The 16,064-nt window shown below is 56.3% G+C and carries 14 protein-coding genes; 8 read left to right on the forward strand and 6 right to left on the reverse strand.

Translation table 11 applies throughout. From position 1 onward, the window contains the following. Positions 1–248 precede the first annotated feature (248 nt). From AAAH10_RS04420 to AAAH10_RS04435, 4 genes are all read left to right on the forward strand, one after another. A complete protein-coding gene (locus tag AAAH10_RS04420; RefSeq protein WP_343560921.1) occupies positions 249–2,969 on the forward strand; it encodes an ATP-binding cassette domain-containing protein in 2,721 nt (906 codons plus the stop codon). A 44-nt stretch (positions 2,970–3,013) separates the two neighbouring features. Beyond that, entirely contained in the window at positions 3,014–3,475 is a 462-nt protein-coding gene (locus tag AAAH10_RS04425; RefSeq protein ID WP_343560923.1) for a cyclic nucleotide-binding domain-containing protein, read from the forward strand. 253 nt (positions 3,476–3,728) lie between these two features. Beyond that, positions 3,729–5,285: a trimethylamine methyltransferase family protein gene (locus tag AAAH10_RS04430; protein ID WP_343560926.1), complete on the forward strand. Its 1,557-nt coding sequence runs from the start codon at positions 3,729–3,731 to the stop codon at positions 5,283–5,285. 227 nt (positions 5,286–5,512) lie between these two features. Next, positions 5,513–7,561: an oxidoreductase gene (locus AAAH10_RS04435; RefSeq protein WP_343560928.1), complete on the forward strand. Its 2,049-nt coding sequence runs from the start codon at positions 5,513–5,515 to the stop codon at positions 7,559–7,561. Between the two features lie 13 nt (positions 7,562–7,574). On the opposite strand, the gene AAAH10_RS04440 is transcribed toward AAAH10_RS04435, so the two are convergent. Both AAAH10_RS04440 and AAAH10_RS04445 read right to left on the reverse strand, forming a co-directional pair. Beyond that, positions 7,575–8,474, reverse strand: coding sequence for a LysR family transcriptional regulator ArgP (locus AAAH10_RS04440; RefSeq protein WP_343560929.1), 900 nt, complete (start codon positions 8,472–8,474; stop codon positions 7,575–7,577). Positions 8,475–8,518: 44 nt separating this feature from the next. Beyond that, a complete protein-coding gene (locus AAAH10_RS04445) occupies positions 8,519–9,277 on the reverse strand; it encodes an SDR family oxidoreductase (protein WP_343560931.1) in 759 nt (252 codons plus the stop codon). A 155-nt stretch (positions 9,278–9,432) separates the two neighbouring features. On the opposite strand from AAAH10_RS04445, the gene AAAH10_RS04450 reads away from it, so the two are divergent. From AAAH10_RS04450 to AAAH10_RS04465, 4 genes are all read left to right on the forward strand, one after another. Then, complete coding sequence (locus AAAH10_RS04450) at positions 9,433–10,065, forward strand: LysE/ArgO family amino acid transporter (RefSeq protein ID WP_343560933.1); 633 nt, start codon at positions 9,433–9,435, stop codon at positions 10,063–10,065. A gap of 155 nt (positions 10,066–10,220) precedes the next feature. Beyond that, positions 10,221–11,423: an argininosuccinate synthase gene (locus AAAH10_RS04455; RefSeq protein WP_343560935.1), complete on the forward strand. Its 1,203-nt coding sequence runs from the start codon at positions 10,221–10,223 to the stop codon at positions 11,421–11,423. A gap of 163 nt (positions 11,424–11,586) precedes the next feature. Next, positions 11,587–12,102 (forward strand): class I SAM-dependent methyltransferase, encoded by a 516-nt coding sequence (locus AAAH10_RS04460; protein WP_343560937.1) that lies wholly within the window; start codon positions 11,587–11,589, stop codon positions 12,100–12,102. Positions 12,103–12,168: 66 nt separating this feature from the next. Next, entirely contained in the window at positions 12,169–12,465 is a 297-nt protein-coding gene (locus AAAH10_RS04465; protein ID WP_343560939.1) for a DUF3253 domain-containing protein, read from the forward strand. 63 nt (positions 12,466–12,528) lie between these two features. Here the strand turns inward: AAAH10_RS04465 and folD are convergent, their stop codons facing one another. The 4 genes from folD to astB form a co-directional block, all read right to left on the reverse strand. Beyond that, positions 12,529–13,431 (reverse strand): bifunctional methylenetetrahydrofolate dehydrogenase/methenyltetrahydrofolate cyclohydrolase FolD, encoded by a 903-nt coding sequence (gene folD, locus AAAH10_RS04470; RefSeq protein ID WP_343560941.1) that lies wholly within the window; start codon positions 13,429–13,431, stop codon positions 12,529–12,531. A gap of 191 nt (positions 13,432–13,622) precedes the next feature. After that, the gene (gene pncA, locus AAAH10_RS04475) at positions 13,623–14,255 is read right to left on the reverse strand and encodes a bifunctional nicotinamidase/pyrazinamidase (protein WP_343560943.1); all 633 of its coding nucleotides are present in this window, start codon (positions 14,253–14,255) and stop codon (positions 13,623–13,625) included. 3 nt (positions 14,256–14,258) lie between these two features. Further along, positions 14,259–14,567: a YggT family protein gene (locus tag AAAH10_RS04480; protein WP_343560945.1), complete on the reverse strand. Its 309-nt coding sequence runs from the start codon at positions 14,565–14,567 to the stop codon at positions 14,259–14,261. A gap of 117 nt (positions 14,568–14,684) precedes the next feature. Next, positions 14,685–16,064 (reverse strand): N-succinylarginine dihydrolase, encoded by a 1,380-nt coding sequence (gene astB / locus AAAH10_RS04485; RefSeq protein ID WP_343560947.1) that lies wholly within the window; start codon positions 16,062–16,064, stop codon positions 14,685–14,687.

Here is a 16,064-nt window from a genome sequence, read left to right on the forward strand (position 1 = left end):
AAATTCAGGCGAACCCTTTTGTTGCTGAAAAGCGGCTGTTCATGCAAGCTTTTCTTTCAAAAAAAGCCTCTTTTCCGACCTGAACAGCGAATAGATTTCGCTTTTTTCAATTCAGGAACGTATAGTCGGTTCTCTATGGAATCTTTAACTTTTTGATCTGCAAACTATCTTCAATACGATTGCCTTGAAAAACAATTTGGGCGATCATCTCCCTGCCTCCGGCCGAACTGACAGGACATCACTCTGGTATGGAAGAGAACCTCTTTCGATATATCTGGCGTTACAGCAAAGCTGATCAAATCAAGACACTGTTACTGGTCTTGTTATCACTGCCTTTCTACTTTCTGGCACTGGACCTTCCCAAGCGCATCGTCAACTCGGGCATATCCGGTCAGGGCTTTGAGGAAGAAGGCGCCCTGCAATCCTTCATGCAGTTCAGCGTTCCCTTTGGTGAAACGCTCTTTGGGCAGGAAGTCCTGCTTTTTGAAGGTTTTCTTCTTGATCAGCTCGGTTTGCTCTTTGCCCTGAGCTTCGCCTTTCTGGGCCTTGTGGTTGTCAACGGGCTCTTCAAGTTTGTGATCAACACGCTCAAGGGACAGCTGGGCGAACGCATGCTGAGACGCCTGCGCTTTCAGCTGACAGACAGGGTTCTCCGCTTCCCCATCCTGCACATGCGCAAGGTCAAGCAGGCCGAGATCGCAACCATGATCAAGGACGAGGTCGAGCCTCTGGGCGGTTTTATCGGCGAGGCTTTCATCACACCGGCTTTCCTCGGAAGCCAGGCTCTGACGGCCATGATTTTCATCATGATCCAGAGCTTCTGGCTCGGTCTGGTTGCCATGTCCATTGTTCTGGTTCAGGCCTTCCTGATCCCGAAGCTGCGCAAGCGCCTGCTGACACTGGGACGCGAGCGCCAGCTGACGGCCCGTGCCCTCGCCGGACGGATTGCCGAAATCGTTGACGGTTCGACCGTTATCCAGGCCAACAACACCTCGAATTTCGAACGTGCGGAAATCAGCAGCCGTCTCGGTGTGATTTTCAAAATCCGCTACGAAATCTACCAGCGCAAGTTCTTCGTCAAGTTCCTGAACAACTTTCTGGCACAGGTGACGCCTTTCATTTTCTACGCCGGGGGCGGTTACCTCGTGATTCAGGGATCTCTGGATATCGGCTCCCTTGTGGCCGTCATTGCCGCCTACAAGGACCTGCCTCCGCCCATCAAGGATCTCATCAACTGGGATCAGCAGCGTCAGGATGTCCAGATCAAGTACGAACAGGTTATTGACCAGTTCCAGCCCAACGACCTGATTGCCTCCGAGCTTCAGTCCTATGATCCGGAAAAGGGCAGGACCCCGCTGAGCGGAAGTGTGCAGGCCTCCAGCCTTTCCCTCGTCGACGAAAACGGCAGCAAGCTGCTGGACGGCACCTCCTTCGAATTCGATCTTTCAAGGCGCGTCGCCGTTGTCGGTGCGCCGGGGAGCGGCAAGGAATTCCTCGCCATGTTCCTGCCCAATCTGATCAAGGCCAGCAGCGGGACACTGAAAATTGCCAACGAGAATGTGGAGCGACTGCCAACCTCTGTGACAGGGCAGCGCATTGCCTATGTTGGCAGCGACGCCTTTCTCTTTTCGGCCAGCATCCGGGAAAACCTGCTCTACGGGCTGCGAAACTACCCCGTGACCTCTTTCGAACCGCTCGAGGAGGAGAAGGAGCTCCATGCCTTCGAGCAGGAGGAAGCACAGCGAACCGGCAACTCGACAGATGATCCGCGCGCCGAATGGATCGACTACGAGGCCGTTGGAATGGGTTCCAAGCGAGAGGAGATCAACCGCCTGATTGACGTCCTCCGGATTGTCGATCTGGAAAACGACATCTACAGGTTCGGCCTGACCGGCAGTCTGGATCCCGATGCGGAACCGGAAAAGGCCAATTCGATCCTGCAGGTCCGTGCCGCTCTGGCTGAAGAGCTTGCAAACGAGGGCGCCAACGATCTCGTTGTTCCCTTTGATCCCGAGCAATACAACAAAAGCGCGACGCTTGCAGAAAACCTGATGTTTGGAACGCCCCGTTCCAAGCGTTACAAGGGCAAGATGCTGATCCACGCCCCCATCATGAGGGAAACGCTCGAGGAAGCGGGCATGCTGGATGGCATGATTGACCGGGGTCTGGTGATCGCCAAGACGATGGTTGAAATCTTTACCGATCTGCCGCCCGATCATCCTTTCTTCTCCCAGTTCAGCTTCATTGAAGCCGACGACCTCCCCGAGTTCAGTCAGATCGTCAAGAAGGCAGAGCGCCTGTCCCTCGATGACCTGAACGAGGACGAACGCGAAAAACTGCTGTGCCTGCCCATGGACTACATTGAGGCGAGGCATCGTCTGGGGCTTGTTACGCCCGAAGCGGAAATGCGTGTCATCAATGCCCGCAAGATCTTTGCAGAAAAGATACAGGCCAAGGACCCGGGTGCTGTCGAATTCTATGACCCTGACCGCTACAACGCAGCAGCCAGCCTGCAGGATAACATCCTGTTTGGCCGCATCATGTACGGTCGCGCCGATGCGATGGAAATCGTCGGAGAGAAACTCTCCTCTGCCATTGAAAATCTGGGCCTGCGCAAAACCGTTCTGGAAGTCGGACTGGACTATCATGTGGGAACCGCAGGCAGCAAGCTGAGTGCCGCGCAGCGCCAGCGTCTGGCAATTGGCCGCAGCCTGATCAAGAAACCCGATCTGCTGGTGCTGAACGAAGCCGCAGCAGTCCTTGATTCCATTGCACAGGAAAAACTTCTCGTTTCCGTCCTGAAAGCCCAGGAAGGGCGCGGTGTTTTCTGGACACTCCAGCGCCCGGTCATGGCGAAGCACTTCGATGATGTGCTGGTGATTCAAAACGGACGTCTGGCTGAAAGCGGACCCTATCCCGAGCTCGCGGACAGGGGGCGCCACCTCCCAACCATGCTGGCCGCTGAATAAAATCAGGAACAGGACACAACAAAAACCCGAAACTGGAGCTGCAAATGTCAATCGAACAGGAAGTCGATATCCTCAGGAATATCCCGCTCTTTTCCAATATCGAGCCCCCCCGTCTGAAACTTCTGGCCTTCACCAGTGAACGCCTGACCTTCAAGCCGGAACAGATGCTGTTCAAACAGGGGGATTCAGGTGACGCGGCCTATATTCTGATTGATGGCTCGGCTGATGTCATTGTCGACACCCCCTCCGGACCGCTCAGGGTTGCTTCTGTCGGCAACTCCGATTTTGTCGGTGAAATTGCAATCCTTTGCGATGTTCCCCGCACGGCTTCCGTTCAGGCGACATCCGATCTGACCACGCTGAAAATCACCAAGGACCTCTTTATCAACATGCTCAAGGATTTCCCCGATATGAGCATCGAGGTCATGCGCGTTCTCGCCGGACGCCTTGAAACAACAACAGCTCAACTCACAGCGGCAGAAAGAAAACTGGCCGAACTGTCCTGAGCTCTTTTTCAGGCTCCGAGTTTCCTGATAGAACCGGAAGATTGACCAATAGCGACATTGAGGCTCATGAGTTATTTCATCTAACTCATGAGCAAATTTTTTCCCTGATTACAGCCCGTCTTTTCAGCCTTAGACTTGGTTTTTGAGGGATTAAAGGCTTCAAGAAGACACAAACAAAATTCAAGCCACTCTGAAGAACAGAGCAATCCCTGTCCCACAAGAACAAACAGAGGTCACACAAGGGATTGCACTTATGAGTACAAGTCAGGAAAACGCTGCTGCGCCCCGCGCACGCAGAGGCCGCAGCAAGCGCCAGGACAATTCGGCAGAATCAACCGCACAAGCCAACTCCGTCCCCTATATCAAACGCAAACTGGCCCCCTTTGAGGCCGTTGATTCCGCAGCAATCGACAAGATTGAAGCCGCAACCGACAAGCTGCTGGAAGAAACAGGAGTCGATTTCTTCGATGATGAAATCGCACTTCAGCTCTGGAAGGATGCCGGTGCCGATGTAAAGGGCAACCGAGTCCGCTTCCCGAAAGGCCTGATCCGCCAGATCCTCAAAACAGCACCATCCTGCTTCACGCAACTGGCCCGCAATCCGGCGCGCTCGGTCGAGATCGGTGAAGACAACATCGTCTTTGCCCCCTTTTATGGCGCGCCGTTTGTCCGCGACATGGAAAAGGGTCGCCGCTATGGCACGCTTGAGGATTTCCAGAACCTCGTGAAAATGGCCTACTCCATCCCGACGCTTCACCACTCCGGCGGAACGGTCTGCGAACCCGTCGACATTCCAGTGAACAAACGTCACCTCGACATGGTCTATGCTCACTTCAAATACAGCGACAAGGCCATGATGGGTTCGGTCACAGCGCCGGAACGTGCAGAGGATTCCATTGAAATGGCCCGCCTGGTCTTCGGTCGGGAAACCGTTGAACAGAACTGCGTGATCCTCGGCAACATCAACGTCAACTCGCCTCTGGTTTTTGACGGGACAATGTCCGGCGCGCTGCGCACCTACGCAGCAGCCAATCAGGCCGCTGTTGTCGTGCCCTTTATCCTCAGCGGTGCAACAGGCCCCGTGACCCTGCCCGGCGCCATCGTTCAGGCCCATGCCGAAACACTGGTGGGCTGCGCTCTCACACAGCTCGTTCGACCCGGCGCGCCTGTCATCTACGGAAACTTCCTGTCTTCCATGTCCCTGCGCACAGGTGCCCCGACCTTCGGCACGCCGGAGCCTGCCCTGGGTTCCCTGATCGTCGGACAGCTGGCCCGTCGCAACAAGCTGCCCCTGCGCTGTTCCGGCGGCTTCACAACCTCCAAGGTTGCCGATGCCCAGGCCATGCAGGAATCTGTCATGTCCATGCTGGCCGCCGTCCACTGCGGGGCGAACTTCATCCTGCACTCTGCGGGCTGGTCTGAAAGCGCGCTGGCGGTTTCCTATGAAAAATTCATGATCGATTCAGACTTCCTCGGTGCGCTGCATGTCTATCTGGCCAATGTCGATATCAACGATGACAGTCTGGCCGTTCACGCCTATGACGAAGTCCAGCCCGGTCAGCACTTCATCGGCTGTGCCCATACCATGCAGCATTACAAGACAGCCTTCTGGGATTCCGCACTGAGCGACAACAACTCCTTCGAGCAGTGGTCGGAAGACGGCAGTGTGCAAAGCGAGGAGCGCGCCCACAAGGCCTTCCGGAAGATTCTGGCCAATTATGAGGCCCCTGCACTGGATCCTTCCATTGACGAGGCCCTGATCGACTTTGTCGACCGCAAGAAAAACAGCATGGCCGATTCCTGGTACTGAGCCTTTCACCGGGAAAACCACTTGCGCAGCAAGGACATCCTTGTTCGCGTTCTGGATGGCTCCGGCTGGAGCCATCCTCCAGATTTCAAGACAACGGGGACAGCACAGGTCCCTGAAATACAGGGTGTTACATACCGCCTGAAACAAACCCGGACCCTTGCAAAACAGGTTCGGGAAAAACAAGAGGCAGACGGGAACAAGCCTGTCTGCCCTGAGGAGAGAGCCCAATGTCCAGCCGCGACCCTCTGTTGCAGCCGTTCAAACTGAAGAACCTGACTCTAAAAAACCGTATCATGACCACCAGTCATGAACCCGCCTACCCGGAGGACGGCCTGCCCAAGGACCGCTATCGCGCCTACCATGTCGAGCGTGCGAAATCAGGCATTGCCATGACCATGACCGCCGGCTCTGCCGCGGTTTCCAAAGACAGCCCGCCCGTCTTCAACAACATCCTCGCCTGGAAGGACGATGTTGTTCCCTGGATGAAAAAACTGGCGGATGAATGCCACGAACACGATTGCGCCGTGATGATCCAGCTGACACACCTTGGCCGCCGCACAGGCTGGAACAAGGGCAACTGGCTGCCTGTTGTCTCTCCCTCCCACAGTCGCGAGGCTTCCCACAAGGCCTTCCCGAAAAAGATGGAGGACTGGGACATCAGGCGCATCATCCGGGACTATGCCGACGCGGCCGAACGCATGAAGGCCGCAGGTCTGGATGGTATCGAGCTTCAGGCCTACGGTCATCTGATGGACCAGTTCTGGTCCCTGCGCACCAACAGTCTTGACGCCCCCTATGGCGGAGATGAACTGGACAACCGTCTGCGTTTTTCCTTCGATGTTCTCGAAGCCATTCGCGAACGCGTCGGCGACGATTTTATCGTCGGTGTCCGCTACACTGTCGACGAGTGCGATCTGGAAAACAACGGCATCAGTTTCGAGGACGGCGTGGAAATCTCGAAGCGCCTGAAAAATTCAGGCATGGTCGACTTCCTGAACGTCATCCGCGGTTCCATTGATACAGACCCCGCTCTAACAGATGTGATTCCGGTTCAGGGCATGGCCTCGGCTGCACATCTGGACATCGCAGGCGAAATTCGTCGCCAGACCGACTTCCCGACCTTCCACGCCGCACGTATCCCCGATGTCGCCACCGCCCGCCACGCAATCGCGGAAGGTCTGATCGACATGATCGGCATGACCCGGGCCCACATGGCCGATCCGCACATTGTCAAAAAAATCATGGAAGGCCGCGAGGACGATATTCGCCCCTGTGTTGGCGCAACCTACTGTCTGGACCGTATCTATCAGGCCGGCGACGCGCTTTGCATTCACAATGCGGCCACCGGGCGCGAACTTACCATGCCCCACACCATTGAAGCGGCAGCAGAGAAAAAGTCTGTCGTCATCATTGGCGCAGGCCCCGGCGGACTGGAAGCCGCACGAGTCTGTGCAGAACGCGGCCACAAGGTGACCGTGCTGGAAGCCGCAGCCGATCCCGGCGGACAGGTTCGTCTGACCGCAACCGACAAGCGCCGCGCCGAGATGATTTCCATCATCGACTGGCGCATGGCACAGTGCGCAGCACGCGATGTCGAATTCCAGTTCAACACCTGGGCCGAGGCTTCCGATGTCACAGCCTTCAATCCGGACATCGTGATTGTTGCAACCGGTGGCCTGCCTGACACTGAGGTTCTCCACTCGGGGAATGATCTTGTGGTCTCCAGCTGGGATATCATTTCCGGCGATGTAAAGCCCGGCCAGGACGTTCTGGTCTATGACGATGCCGGTGACCACTCTGCCCTGCAGGCAGCCTCTGTCATTGCCAAAAGCGGTGCAAAAGTTGAAATCATGACCCCGGATCGCAGCTTCTCCCCGGATGTCATGGCCATGAACCTTGTTCCCTACATGCGCACACTTCAGGAGCTGGATACGACCTTCACGGTGACCTATCGCCTGAAAGATGTAAAACGCGACGGCAACCGCCTGCTTGCCTCAATCGGCACCGACTACAGTGATCTGCGCAAGGAACGCAGCTATGACCAGATCGTGGTCAATCACGGCATCATCCCGCTGGAAGATCTCTACTACGATCTGAAACCGCTTTCGAGCAACCTCGGGGAAGTCGATTACGAAGCCCTCATCGAGGGGCAGCCCCAGAAGGTCAGCAGCAACCCGGATGGAGCCTTCAAACTGTTCCGGATCGGTGATGCTGTCTCGGGACGCAACACCCACGCCGCGATCTACGATGCGCTGCGCATCTGCAAGGATCTCTGAACCCGGAAAGTTCTCAGGGCTCCAGCAGCTCTCCCGTGAAGCGCCTGACCTCCTGCGTCAGGCGCTTCAGCTTTGGAGAGGCCAGAGACCAGACATGCCAGTAAAGCTCCACCTCCACGGCTGTGTCCGGGGCAATTTCCACAAAGGCCTCCGCCCCTTCCGGCCAGCTGTGACGCTGAAGGTCTGGGACCATGCCGTAAGCCAGCCCACGGCGCACCATTTCCCCGAACTGAATGGAATCAGGCACCCAGTGTTTGGGAACAGAGGCAAAGAAAGCCTCAAGCCCTGCCTGTTTCATGGCTTTGCGGTGCAGGTCATCATCCCTGTTGTAAATCACCGCCGGAGCCTCTTTCAGAAACTCCCCCGGTTCACCTTTCCCGAAACCGTATCTGTTCGAAAAGGCAGACGACATGACACAGCGATAAACCATGCGCCCCAGCGGAACCATATCGCAGCCCTGAATGGATCTGGACCGCGATGACAGACAGGCTAGGACATGCCCGGAGGTCATCAGTTCTTCGGTTCTGTCCTGATCAGCAACCTTGAGATCCAGCAAAATCCTGTTGTCCTGAAGGAAAGGTGCAAGGCCTTTCAGAAACCAGAAAGCCAGGGAATCAGCATTCACAGCCAGCGGAATGGTCATCCATTCCGAAAGCCCGGCCCCTGCATCATCGCTTTCAAGAGCCTGCTCGAGATGCCGGACCTGCAGGGCGTGACGGAAAAGAACCTGCCCCCGCCCGGTCGGCCTGCAGGGCTGTTCACGGATCACCAGCAGCTGGCGCTCCTGCTCCTCAAGCTGCCTGATTCGCTGGGAAACCGCAGACTGTGTCACGCAAAGGCGCGATGCCGCTGCTTCAAAACTGCCTTCCTCTATGACCGCAACCAGCGCTTCAAGCTTCCTGTAATCCAGCATTGTTCAGACTTTCCCGTTACACCACAAAAAGGAAACAACAGACCTCACGGCGCCAACCCGCCCGCCACAGTCAGAAAGGTTCCGGCCACAAAGCCGGACTGTTCGGATGCCAGCCAGAGCGCAGCCTTTGCGATATCGGACGGATCGGCAATGCGCCCCATCGGAGTCATCTGCGCCACCTGCGCCGGGCGATCGGGATTGCCACTGGTTTCGTGCATTGTGGTGTTGGTTGTACCAACCCGGATTCCGTTCACGCGAATGCCATCGGGAGCCAGCTCCTTGCCTGCGCCCGATGTCAGGGTATCAAGTGCTCCCTTTGTGGCTGCGTAGTGCACATACTCGTTGGGGCTTCCGATCAGGGATGCGAGAGAGGAAATGTTGATGATGCTCCCTCCCTTGCCTCCCCTGCTGCGGGACATGCGCGCAATGGCTTCACGAACACAGTAGAAGGCCCCGAAGACATTGGTTTCAAAAACGGCATGCAGCGTTTCATCATCCAGAGCCTCAAGTGTGCTTCTCCCGCCGATGATCCCCGCATTGTTGATCAGACAGGACAGGGTGCCCAGCTGCTCATCGCAGGAACGGAACAGCCGCTCGACATCCGCCCTGCTGGCAACATCCCCCTGAACAGCAACCGCTTCCGCACCCAGAAGCCGACAGCTTGCGACCACCCTTTCCGCCCCCTCGGCATCAGAGTGGTAGTTGACACAGACGTCATAGCCCTCCAGCGCAAAGTGTTTGGCAACAGCAGCACCAATTCCCTTGCTGGCACCTGTAACGAGAACAATCGGGCGGTGTGTCATGGCAGTCCCTTTCAACAGGGTTCAAGGCAGGAAAGGCAGGAAAGCCCCATTCAGTTTTTCTTATGAAACATAAAAATTATAAGCATTACTTTTGGAATTGGGAAGGCTAGTCTGAGCTCAGTTCTTCCCCCTTCTTCCGGATGTCTGTATCAAAAATGTCCCTTCAACTCCTGCCAAACCTTGCCGAAGGCTTCGCAATCGGTGCCGGACTGATCATCGCCATCGGTGCGCAGAATGCCTATATTCTCAAGCAGGGCCTGCTCCGCCAGCACCACATCCCACTGGCCCTCACCTGCAGCCTGATTGACGCCATCCTCATCACACTGGGGATCGCCGGAATGGGAGCCCTGATTGCCTCCCACCCGGTTTTTCTGGATCTGGCCCGCTGGGGCGGTGCCTGCTTTCTGACCGTTTACGGCGCACTGGCCTTTCGTGCCGCTTTCCGCTCCGAGAAGCTGACGATTGAAGAACAGCAGAAAAGCGGACTGACACTGGGCAAGGCCCTTGTCACTGTTCTGGCCCTCTCCCTGCTCAATCCACATGTCTATCTGGACACTGTTATTCTTCTGGGCTCGATCGGCGGACGCCACGAGGGGGATGCCTCTCTGGCTTTCGGCACCGGTGCGGTGATCGCATCCTTCGTCTGGTTTTTCTCTCTGGCTCTGGGTGCGCGCTTTCTCTCCCCGCTCTTTGCGAAACCGGCAGCATGGCGCATCCTGGATCTGATCATTGCCGCCATCATGTGGTCCATTGCCTTCGGTCTGGTTCACTCGTCCTTTCAGAGTTAGGCCTTTTTGCCACCAAGCCCTTATCTCCCCTTGTCTTGGGAAGACTTGCGCTATACTCTGCCGCAGAAAATTGACCGCTGCCCGACCAGACGTTTCAAAAGGGTCGAGAACAAAGCTCTGCGGTCTCACGGACAACCTCAGCAAAGGGCGAAGCAATGAGCGATATCAAAAAAGTCGTTCTGGCCTATTCCGGTGGCCTGGACACCTCTGTCATTCTCAAATGGCTGGAAGAAACCTATCAGTGTGAAGTCGTGACCTTCACAGCCGATCTTGGTCAGGGTGAAGAGCTTGAACCAGCACGCAAAAAAGCGGAAATGCTGGGCGTCAAGGACATCCGTATCGAAGATGTCCGCGAAGAGTTCGTTCGCGACTTCGTCTTCCCGATGTTCCGCGCCAACGCACTGTACGAAGGGGTTTACCTGCTGGGCACATCCATTGCCCGCCCGCTGATCTCCAAGCGTCTGATCGAGATTGCAGAGGAAACCGGTGCGGACGCTGTCGCCCACGGTGCAACAGGCAAGGGCAACGACCAGGTTCGTTTCGAACTGAGCTGCTACGCCCTGAACCCGAACATCAAGGTTATTGCGCCATGGCGCGAGTGGGATCTGACATCCCGGACACGCCTGATCGACTTTGCCGAGAAGCACCAGATTCCGATCGCAAAGGACAAGCGCGGCGAAGCGCCCTTCTCCGTCGATGCCAACCTCCTGCACACTTCTGCAGAAGGCAAGGAAATGGAAGATCCGTGGGTTGCACCGGGTGAGCACGTTTACTCCCGTTCCGTTTCCCCGATGGACGCCCCGGATGAAGCAACAGAAATCACTGTTGAATTCGAACGTGGCGATGCTGTTGGCATCAACGGTGTCCGCATGAGCCCTGCTGAAATCCTGACCCGCCTGAACGAGCTGGGTGGAGCAAACGGCATTGGTCGCCTCGACCTGGTGGAGAACCGCTTCGTGGGCATGAAGTCCCGCGGCATCTATGAAACACCGGGCGGAACTGTTCTTCTGGCAGCCCACCGTGCCATTGAGTCCATTACCCTTGACCGCGGTGCAATGCACCTCAAGGACGACCTGATGCCGCGCTATGCAGAGCTGATCTACAACGGCTTCTGGTTCAGCCCGGAGCGTGAGATGCTTCAGGCCCTGATCGACAAGTCCCAGGAAAACGTTGAAGGCACTGTCCGCCTGCAACTCTACAAGGGCAACGTGATCGTGACAGGACGTGAGTCCGGCAAATCACTCTATTCCCTGGAGCATGTCACCTTCGAGGAAGACAGCGTTTACGACCAGCGCGATGCAGAGGGCTTCATCAAGCTCAACGCCCTGCGCCTGCGCCTGCTGAACAAGCAACGCTAGTCTCCCGGCCTCTCCCGAAAAAGCCCGTGCAGCAGCGCGGGCTTTTTTATTGTCTGCCAAAGTCACAGAACTTCACAACAACTTGTAGGGCTAAAAACTTGAAAATCCTTATGGTATCCTTATTTCTCAGGAAGATGGGGAACGGATTTCGGAAGGTAGGCTCATGAGTCGTCTGGACAGCTTTATACGCCGCGTTACTGCACAACGTGAAATTCTCAACTTCATGATTGAACAGGTGCAATCTGTGCCGGGAACAGTCCTGGAACTGGGATTGGGCAACGGCAGGACCTTTGATCACATTCGCGAAGCCCTGCCGGATCGGGAAATCTTCGTCTTCGACCGCGCCATTCGTGCAAACCCGCGTTGCGTTCCGGATGGCGAGCACATGATACTGGGCGAAATTCGCGACACTCTCGAGTTTTGCGGTCCCCGAATCAGGGAAAAGGCCGCTTTCATTCACTGCGATCTCGGCTCGGGAGATCCAACCACGGATCTGGCAACACAGAGCTGGATTTCCCCTTTGATTGCCCTGCACTCGGCACCGGGCGCTCTCATTGCTTCAGGACTGGCCCTTGATCTGCCCGGTTATGAGGTTCTTCCGCTGCCCGGCGGCGTTCAGGAAGGACGCTATTTCCTTTACCGGGCACCAGCACAAACAACACGGGTCGCTGCCGAATAGGTCCTTGGGCTTGTCACCTCCCGAGCTTTGTGGTCTAAGCCAAGACAAAGCTCAGAGGAAAATGACATGACCGACAGCGAAGACAAAAAGGAAAAGAAGGACGATCCGGTCGCCCTCTTCATCCTCAGTCACCTGAAACAGAACCCGGGCACACCAAGCCCGGATGACATTGCCCGCGCCCTTTATGCCACCAAGGCCAAAAAGGGCGACCCCCGCGATGCATGGCGCAAGTACCTGCCCGCCGTCAAACAGCAGGCGCTGTTTCTGGCGCGTACGGAACGGGTTCACATTCTCCGCCACGGCGAACCGATTGATCCGAACAAACCGGTCAAGGGTCTGATCAAACTGGCCCTGCCGAAATAGGCAAACAAAAAGCCCGGCTGAATTCCAGCCGGGCTTTTTGTTTTTCTGGATATCGCAGAGCGATTACTTGCCCAGCAGATCCGGCTGTGGCAGGCCGAGCTTGCGTGTCGCAGCTGTCAGTGTGTTCACCAGCAGGCAGGCAATGGTCATCGGACCAACACCGCCCGGAACAGGTGTGATTGCACCGGCACGCTCCATTGCAGAAGCTGTGTCAACGTCACCCACCAGGATGTTCTTGCCATCGCGTTCGATGCGGTTGATGCCCACGTCGATAACAGTTGCGCCTTCCTTGATCCACTCGCCCTTAACCATTTCAGGACGGCCAACAGCAGCAACAACGATGTCCGCACGACCAACCACCTCAGGAAGGTCCTTTGTACGACTGTGCGCTGTTGTTACAGTACAGCTCTCACCCAGCAGAAGCTGGGACATCGGCTTGCCGACAATGTTGGAACGACCCACAACAACAGCGTTCAGGCCGGACAGGTCACCAAGGTGATCCTTCAGCAGCATCAGGCTGCCCAGCGGCGTACAGGGAACCAGTGGAGCCTGGGCGCCGGTTGCACCGGTCGCCAGACGGCCGGAGTTGATCACGTGGAAACCGTCAACATCCTTTTCAGGAGAGATCGCGTTGATGATCGCGTGGTCATCAATGTGCTTCGGTACAGGCAGCTGAACGAGGATGCCGTGAACGTTCTCGTCATTGTTCAGCTCTTCAACCTTGGCCAGCAGCTCTTCCTGGGTTGTTTCAGCAGGCATTTTGTACTCATAGGAGTTCATGCCGACTTCCTTGGTCATCTTGCCCTTGGAGCTGACATAGACCTTGGAAGCAGGATCTTCGCCCACCAGAACCACGGCCAGACCAGGCGTCATACCGTGATCGTTTTTCAGTTTTGCCACTTCTTCTGAAATGCGGCCACGAAGTTTTGCAGCAAAAGCCTTGCCGTCAATGATTTGCGCGCTCATCTGTCGTGAACTCCCGTATCAATCTCATTACTTTGGAGTCGCCGCCTGACCACAGCAGTCAAACGGCCCTAAACCAGTCTTTGGCTATCTATAGGGGATGGTGGAAAGGATGCAACACGAAAGGCTGCAGATTGCCCCTCAACAGAGCCAATCCTGATCCAAATTTTAGAAGAGATGATTTCCCTTTCTGATCAAGCCAGATCGGAACTCTTCAAAAGGATGACACCCGCTTCCTTCATTGCCTCCAGCGCACGAGCCAGCGACCCGTCCAGATCAATCGCCCGGCAGGCATCTTCCAGCAACACCACCTCGAAACCTTCCTTGCGCGCATCCAGTGCGGAATAGAAAACACAGAAATCCGTTGCCAGTCCCGTCAGGAAAACCCGTTTGATTCCGCGCTCCCTCAAGGCCCCGGACAGCCCTGTCGGGGTCTTCTGGTCATTTTCGTAAAAGGCCGAGTAGGAATCGATCCCCTTGCGGAAACCCTTGCGGACCGTCAATTGCGCCGGATCCGTTTGCAAATCCGCGTGAAAGGCTGCGCCCGCCGTCCCCTGCACGCAATGATCCGGCCAGAGAACCTGGGTGCCATAATCCAGTTCGACAGTTTCAAACGGGGCCTTGCCACTGTGGCTGGACGCAAAGGAAGAATGACCGCCCGGATGCCAGTCCTGGGTCAGAACAACCGCCGAAAAACGGTCCACAAGACTGTTGATGACCGGGACAACAGCAGAGCCATCCGGCACCGCCAGGGCACCGCCCTCGCAAAAGTCGTTCTGGACATCAACAATCAGCAGCGCATCGCTTTCAAGGAGAGCAGCTGGCATGTCCTAGAACCCGCCCAGAAGCTTGAACTGCAGCTGTGCCAGAATATTCTGCAGGAAGAAGATCCCCAGCAACAGCACAATGGCAGACAGATCAATGCCGCCAACAGCCGGAACAACGCGGCGAATGCGCCCCAGAACCGGCTCGGTCAGGCCAAAGACAAAGTTGCCGATCATGCTGACAAACTTGTTGTAGCTGTTCACGACATTGAAGGCATAGAGCCAGCTCAGAATGATCGCGATAATAACCACCCAGCTGTAAAGCTTGAGGGCAACCTGAAGAACAGCGAAAAGCGGGCCAATAAGAACGTCCATGATGATCAAGCACTCAGAAGTTGTTGAAAGCAATCCGACCCAAGACTAACGGAAAAGCCAATTCCGCGAAAGCCTTGTCCGGCTCTATCCCGGATTTAGGAAGTCTTGCCCGTCAACTCAAGAGGGCAGGCCCTCTCTCTGGAAATCGTAGACCGATCCCAGCCCCAGTATTCCGGTCAGTTCATCCAGTGCCGTGCGGCTTTCATCCAGCAGTTCCGGATCAGCCAGATCTGCCGGACTCAAGTCCTCGCGGTAGTGGCGCATCACCCAGTCCTGCAGGGTTGTATAGAGATCTTCATCCAGAAGAACCCGCGCCCCGAGGGCTTCCCGATCAGCACCGGACAATACCACACGCAAACGCAGACAGGCCGGGCCACCACCATTGTTCATTGATTGCCTCAGATCGAAATAGCGCACCTCCTGCAAGGGAGAGTCATTTTGCTGAAGCAATCCGTCCAGATAGGCCTTTACCGCAGGGTTTTCCGCACAGTCCTGTGGCGCAATCAGTGTATGGCGTCCGGCAGAATCCGGCAGGGAAATCAGCTGGCTGTTGAAAAGATAGCTCCTGACCGCATCTGCAACCGGAACCGCATCGCGTGGCACCTCCAGAAAGACCATTTCAGCACCGCACTGCCAGGCCAGCTTCGCCCCCAGCTCGGCTTTCATGGTTGCAGTCTCCAGAAAGGCATCCTGATGATAGAACAACAGGGTCCGGTTCCCGACAGCAATCACGTCATTGTGGAAGACACCCTGATCAATCACCGCCGGATTTTGCTGTGTAAAAACAGTATTTTCCTCGCTCAGGCCGTGTCGGCGGGCAATGGCGCGACTGGCCTCCAGCGTCTGTCTGGCAGGAAAGTTCTGCGGAGCGGGAGCCCCTTTGCGCTGCGCTTCAACACCATAGACGAAATGCTCGACCCCGGCCGAATCATAATCGGCGCAGAACCGCGTGTGATTGGCCGCTCCCTCATCACCCAGTGCAGCCTGTGCAGGCAGCGCATCGTGATGGGCGAACCGTTCCTCGTCTGCAAAGATTCGACGCAGAATGCGCCCGGTAACCGGATGTTCCAGGGAACGATGCAGCATGGAGGTCAGGTTTGCCGGAGAAAAGTGCGTGCGACCATCAGCCGTATCGGCAAAGGGCGAAACTGTCCCCGCATTGGCAGTCCACATCGGGGAAGCCGAAGCGGACGCAGCCAGCAGGGTTGGCGCTTCCCTGCCAACCTTCTCAACAATGCTGCGGTCAATGCCGCTGTAGCCAAGCTGTCTCAGAAAGGGGACAAAGGGGCGTTCCTGCGGGGGCAGAACAGCCTGAATCATCCCGGCATCATGCAGGGCCTTCATTTTGGCCAGCCCCTGCAGGGCTGCCGCCCGCGGACTGGAAAGCTGGCCTCCGTGCTGATCCGATGCAATATTGCCGTGTGACAGACCTGCATGATTGTGCGTTGGTCCGACAAGTCCGTCAAAATTGACTTCCACAGTTTCTGAAACACGCAT

This window comes from Carbonatibacter coralli (genome assembly GCF_039592655.1).
Classification (GTDB): Bacteria; Pseudomonadota; Alphaproteobacteria; order Kiloniellales; family Kiloniellaceae; genus Carbonatibacter; species Carbonatibacter coralli.

Bases quoted from the DNA above. Each gene is read 5' to 3' on its own strand.
- AAAH10_RS04465 (WP_343560939.1), top strand. From the start codon at position 12,169: ATGACCGACAGCGAAGACAAAAAGGAAAAGAAGGACGATCCGGTCGCC.
- AAAH10_RS04430 (WP_343560926.1), top strand. From the start codon at position 3,729: ATGAGTACAAGTCAGGAAAACGCTGCTGCGCCCCGCGCACGCAGAGGC.
- AAAH10_RS04440 (WP_343560929.1), bottom strand. From the start codon at position 8,474: ATGCTGGATTACAGGAAGCTTGAAGCGCTGGTTGCGGTCATAGAGGAA.
- AAAH10_RS04460 (WP_343560937.1), top strand. From the start codon at position 11,587: ATGAGTCGTCTGGACAGCTTTATACGCCGCGTTACTGCACAACGTGAA.
- AAAH10_RS04450 (WP_343560933.1), top strand. From the start codon at position 9,433: ATGTCCCTTCAACTCCTGCCAAACCTTGCCGAAGGCTTCGCAATCGGT.
- AAAH10_RS04420 (WP_343560921.1), top strand. From the start codon at position 249: ATGGAAGAGAACCTCTTTCGATATATCTGGCGTTACAGCAAAGCTGAT.
- pncA (WP_343560943.1), bottom strand. From the start codon at position 14,255: ATGCCAGCTGCTCTCCTTGAAAGCGATGCGCTGCTGATTGTTGATGTC.
- AAAH10_RS04455 (WP_343560935.1), top strand. From the start codon at position 10,221: ATGAGCGATATCAAAAAAGTCGTTCTGGCCTATTCCGGTGGCCTGGAC.
- astB (WP_343560947.1), bottom strand. From the start codon at position 16,064: ATGCGTGTTTCAGAAACTGTGGAAGTCAATTTTGACGGACTTGTCGGA.
- AAAH10_RS04480 (WP_343560945.1), bottom strand. From the start codon at position 14,567: ATGGACGTTCTTATTGGCCCGCTTTTCGCTGTTCTTCAGGTTGCCCTC.
- AAAH10_RS04425 (WP_343560923.1), top strand. From the start codon at position 3,014: ATGTCAATCGAACAGGAAGTCGATATCCTCAGGAATATCCCGCTCTTT.
- AAAH10_RS04445 (WP_343560931.1), bottom strand. From the start codon at position 9,277: ATGACACACCGCCCGATTGTTCTCGTTACAGGTGCCAGCAAGGGAATT.
- AAAH10_RS04435 (WP_343560928.1), top strand. From the start codon at position 5,513: ATGTCCAGCCGCGACCCTCTGTTGCAGCCGTTCAAACTGAAGAACCTG.
- folD (WP_343560941.1), bottom strand. From the start codon at position 13,431: ATGAGCGCGCAAATCATTGACGGCAAGGCTTTTGCTGCAAAACTTCGT.